This is a genomic window from Falsiroseomonas oryziterrae (assembly GCF_021864505.1).
GTDB classification, from domain to species: domain Bacteria; phylum Pseudomonadota; class Alphaproteobacteria; order Acetobacterales; family Acetobacteraceae; genus Falsiroseomonas; species Falsiroseomonas oryziterrae.
Genome location: NZ_JAKJIB010000323.1, coordinates 1 through 4,686, shown reverse-complemented (window position 1 = coordinate 4,686; position 4,686 = coordinate 1). Strand labels below are relative to the sequence as shown.

The 4,686-nt window shown below is 72.3% G+C and carries 2 protein-coding genes; both read left to right on the top strand.

What is annotated here, in order from left to right:
- Positions 1-898 (top strand): DinB/UmuC family translesion DNA polymerase (locus L2I40_RS19270; RefSeq protein ID WP_456305753.1); only part of this gene is annotated, 898 nt, incomplete at its 5' end.
- 208 nt (positions 899-1,106) lie between these two features.
- Complete coding sequence (locus tag L2I40_RS19265; protein WP_237216805.1) at positions 1,107-4,442, top strand: error-prone DNA polymerase; 3,336 nt, start codon at positions 1,107-1,109, stop codon at positions 4,440-4,442.
- The last annotated feature ends 244 nt before the right edge of the window (positions 4,443-4,686 follow it).

The following is a 4,686-nucleotide window of genomic DNA, read 5'->3' as shown; positions in this document are numbered from 1 at the left end:
GCTCCGGCGCATCGGCGAGGTGCGGCGCCAGCCGCGCGGGCCCCTCGCGCGGCGCTTCGGCGCGGCGCTGCTGCGCGCGCTGGACGAGGCGGCGGGCGAGGTCGCCGCGCCGATCTCCCCCATCCGCCCGCCGCCCGAGTTCTGGGTTGCGCGCGAGGTACTGGAGCCGCTGATCACGCGCGAGGCCATCGATGTCGTGGTGGAGGCGCTGCTGCGCGCGCTCTGCCGCAGGCTGGAGGCGGCGGGGCGTGGCGCGCGGCGCGTGGTGCTGCGTGCGCATCGGGTGGATGGCGGCGTGCAGGAGGTCGCGATCGGCACCGGACTTGCCGCGCGCGATCCCGCGCATCTGATGCGCCTCTTCGCCGAGAGGCTGGAACGGCTGGAGCCCGGCTTCGGCTTCGAGCGGATCGCGCTCGCCGCCGAGGTGACGGAGGAGATGGCGGGCACGCAGGCCGGCTTCGTGGGCGGCGTGGCGCAGCGCGAGGAACTGGTGCGGCTCTTCGACAGGCTTTCGCAGCGCGTGCAGGTCTGGCGCCTGGCGCCGGCCGCGAGCCACTGGCCCGAGCGCGAGGCGATGCGCGTCGCGGCGACCGCGACGGTGGAGGTCCTGCCGGGCTGGCCGCGTGCGCCGCGTCCCGTGCGGCTGCTGCGTCGTCCCTTCGAGGTGGGTGCCATGGCGCTGCTGCCGGACGCGCCCCCCTCGCTCCTGCGTATCGGCAGACTGGGTCATCGCGTGCGCGCCGCCGAAGGTCCGGAGCGGCTCGAGGCGGAATGGTGGCGTGAGGCGCGGCCGGGCCGCGACTACTACCGGGTGGAGTTGGCGAATGGCGCGCGGCTCTGGGTCTGCCGCTCCGGCTTCGGCGCGGAGGCGCGCTGGTTCGTGCATGGGCGGATGTGAGGTGAGCGCGGCGTACCCCCCACCCGGCTTCGCTTCGCTCAGCCACCCTCCCCCGCAAGCGGGAGAGGGATCGTCGGCGCAACCGGCTCCCTCTCCCGCTTGCGGGGGTACGACGCCAAAGGCGTCGGACGCCAGAGTTGCGGCGGCATCGTCGCCGCTTACGTCGGCTGGTTGGGGTGGGGGTGAGATGGCACCGGTCTGAGAGCGGATGACGACCACACCTCTCTTCGCCGAACTCGGCGCGCTGTCGAACTTCTCCTTCCTCGAAGGCGCGTCGCATCCGCGCGAGATCGTCGTCGCGGCAAAGGCGCTCGGGATGCCGGCGATCGGCATTGCCGACCGCAACTCCGTCGCCGGCCTGGTGCGCGGCCTGGTCGCGGCGGAGCAGGTGGGCATCCGCTTCGTCGCCGGTATCCGGCTTTGCCTGGACGACGGCGCCGAATACCTCGCCTGGCCCACCGACCGCGCCGCCTGGGGCCGGCTCTGCCGGATGCTGTCGGAAGCGCGGATGGAGGGCGAGAAGGGCGAGACGCGCCTGACGCGCGACATGCTGCTCGCCGGCGCCGAGGGCAGCGTCCTGGCCGCGATCCCGCCCGCGCAGATCACGGCCGACTTCGCGCGTCGCGCACGCGCCGATGCGCAGGCGCTGCGGCGCCGGCTGGCGCTGCCGCTCTTCTGCGCCGTCGACCATCGCTGCCGCGGCGACGACCAGGCACGGCTCGATGCGCTGGGGGCGATCGGCCTGCCGCTGATCGCATCGGGCGGCGTGCGCTACCATGTCGCGTCGCGCCGGCGCGTCGCCGACGTCCTCGCCGCGATCCGCCTCGGCACCACGGTGGAAGCGCTCGGCTACCACGCGGAGCCGAATGCGGAGGCGCATCTGCTGGCGCCGGAGGAGGTCGCGCGCCGCCTGCCCCGCCATCCGGAAGCGCTGGCCGCCAGCTTGCGCGTGAAGGACGCGTGCAGCTTCTCGCTGCGCGACCTCTCCTACGAATATCCCGACGAGATCCTCGATCCCGGCCGCACGCCGCAGCAGACATTGGAAGCGCGCGCCGCCGCCGCCTGCCTGGAGCGCTGGCCGGAAGGCGTGCCCGACAAGGTCGCACGCCAGATCGCGCATGAGCTGCGGCTGATCGCACAGCTGGACTACGCGGCCTATTTCCTGACGGTGCACGAGATCGTGCGCTTCGCGCAGTCGAAGGACATCCTCTGCCAGGGCCGCGGCTCGGCCGCCAATTCCGCCGTCTGCTACGCGCTCGGCATCACCGCGGTCGCCCCCGACAAGCACGATTTGCTCTTCGAGCGGTTCATCTCGGCGGCGCGCGACGAGCCGCCCGACATCGACGTGGATTTCGAGCATGAGCGGCGCGAGGAGGTGATCCAGCACATCTTTTCGAGATACGGCCGCGACCGCGCCGCGCTGACGGCCACGCTGATCCGCTACCGCGAGCGCAGCGCGATCCGCGAGGTCGGCAAGGCGATGGGGCTGACGGAGGACGTCACCGCGCGGCTGGCCAAGTCGGTGTGGGGCGCGGGCGAGAAGTCGCTGACCGAGATCGCCGAGGACAACGGGCTCCGCCCCGACGCGGACCCGCGCATCCGCCACGCGATGGAGATCGCCGAGGAGATCCAGGACTTCCCCCGCCACCTCGCCACCCATGTCGGCGGCTTCGTCATCACCCGCGGGCCACTCACCGAGCACACGGTGGTGGTGAAGGCCGCGATGGAAGGCCGCACCACCATAGAGTGGGACAAGGACGACATCGAGGCGCTGCGCATCCTGAAGGTGGATGTGCTGGGTCTCGGGATGCTCACTTGCATCCGCCGCGCCTTCGATCTCATTGCCGGCGCGGGCGGACCGCGCCTCGCGCTGCACACGGTGCCGCAGGACGACCGCGAGACCTATGCGATGCTGTCGCGCGCCGACAGCCTCGGCGTCTTCCAGGTGGAGAGCCGGGCGCAGATGAACATGCTGCCGCGGCTGCGTCCCAAGGCGTTCTACGACCTCGTCATCCAGGTCGCGATCGTGCGGCCGGGTCCCATCCAGGGCGACATGGTGCATCCCTACCTCCGCCGCCGGAACGAGGAGGAGCCGGTCGCGTATCCGTCGGAGGAGCTGAAGGGCGTGCTCGGCAAGACGCTCGGCGTGCCGCTCTTCCAGGAGCAGGCGATGCAGATCGCGATCGTCGGCGCGGGGTTCTCTCCGTCACGCGCGGACCAGTTGCGGCGCGCGATGGCGACCTTCCGCAACACCGGCGAGATCTGGAAATTCCGCCAGGACTTCATCGGCGGCATGGTGTCGCGCGGCTACGACCAGGACTTCGCCGAGCGCTGCTTCAAGCAGATCGAGGGCTTCGGCACCTATGGCTTCCCGGAAAGCCACGCCGCGAGCTTCGCGGGCCTCGTCTATGTCTCCGCCTGGATCAAGCGCCACCACCCGGCAGCCTTCGCCGCCGCGCTGCTCAACAGCCAGCCCATGGGCTTCTACGCACCGGCGCAGATCGTGCGCGACGCGAAGGAGCACGGCGTGGAGGTCCGGCCGATCGATGTCGTGTGGTCGGATTGGGATTGTACCCTGGAGGAGGGCGGCGCAGTCGAAACCCCCACCCGGCCGCTTCGCGGCCACCCTCCCCCGCTCCGCGGGAGAGGGATCGTCGGCGCGCCTTGCTCCCTCTCCCGCGGAGCGGGGGAGGGTTGGGGTGGGGGTAATCCTCCCTCCCTTCGCCTCGGCCTGCGCCTCGTCGCCGGTCTCAAGGAAGACGACGCGCGCGCGATCATGCAAGCGCGGCGCGATGCGCCCTTCGCCGACGTCGCCGATCTCGCGCGCCGCGCGCGGCTCGATCGCGGCGCGATGGATGCGCTCGCCCGCGCCGATGCGCTGCGCAGCCTGGCGGATGGCCGCCGCCACGCGATGTGGGAGGCCGCCGGCGTCGAGGCGCCGCTGCCGCTGTCCGAAGCGCGCGACGACCGCAAGCCGACGCTGCCTGCCGAGACCGCGGGAGAGGAGACGGTGCTCGACTACGCCGCGACCGGCCTCTCGCTCCGCCGCCACCCGCTGGCGTTGCTGCGGCCGAAGCTGACGGAGTTCGGCGGCGCCGACACGCGCAGTCTTGCCGCCGCGCGGCAGGGCCGCTGGATCCGCCTCCCCGGCCTCGTGCTGGTGCGCCAGCGCCCGGGCAGCGCGAAGGGGGTGGTGTTCTTCACCGTCGAGGACGAGTTCGGCGTCGCGAACCTGGTGCTCTACCCCGACATCGTCGCGCGCGACCGCGCCGCGGTGGTCGGCGCAAGGCTGGTGCTGGCCGAAGGCCGCGTCGAGCGCACCGAGACGCAGGAGGTACCGATCATCCACCTCGTCGTGCGGCACCTGTACGACTGGTCGGGGCTGCTCGACGGCCTCCACACGCTCGAGGACGCGAACTGGGACCGCGTGCTCGCCAATGCCGACGAGGTGCGCAGCCCCAACCTGCACGATCCGCGCGACCCGGCGATCCGGGCGGCGAGGAAGGGAAGCGCTGCGATGCCCCCTTCCCGCGACTTCCGCTGAGCCGCGTCCCGAAACCCCGCATTTGCGACTCATTCTCAATTGCAGTATCACGACCGCCTCGCACAGGAGACTCCGAGCCCATGGCGACACGCGGCCTGCCCGCCTGGCCCTTCACCACCGCAACCCCGGAGGACCTGCCCGCGGCCGAGCGTCTGCTGCTCGACGCCGCCCGGGCCTGGGCCGCCGCCTGCCATCGCGGAGAGCCGCCCGTCCCTGCCCTGCGCCGCCTGCTGGCGACGGAGCG

Coding starts and splice junctions, on each gene's coding strand:
- L2I40_RS19265 (WP_237216805.1), top strand. CDS start 1,107: ATGACGACCACACCTCTCTTCGCCGAACTCGGCGCGCTGTCGAACTTC.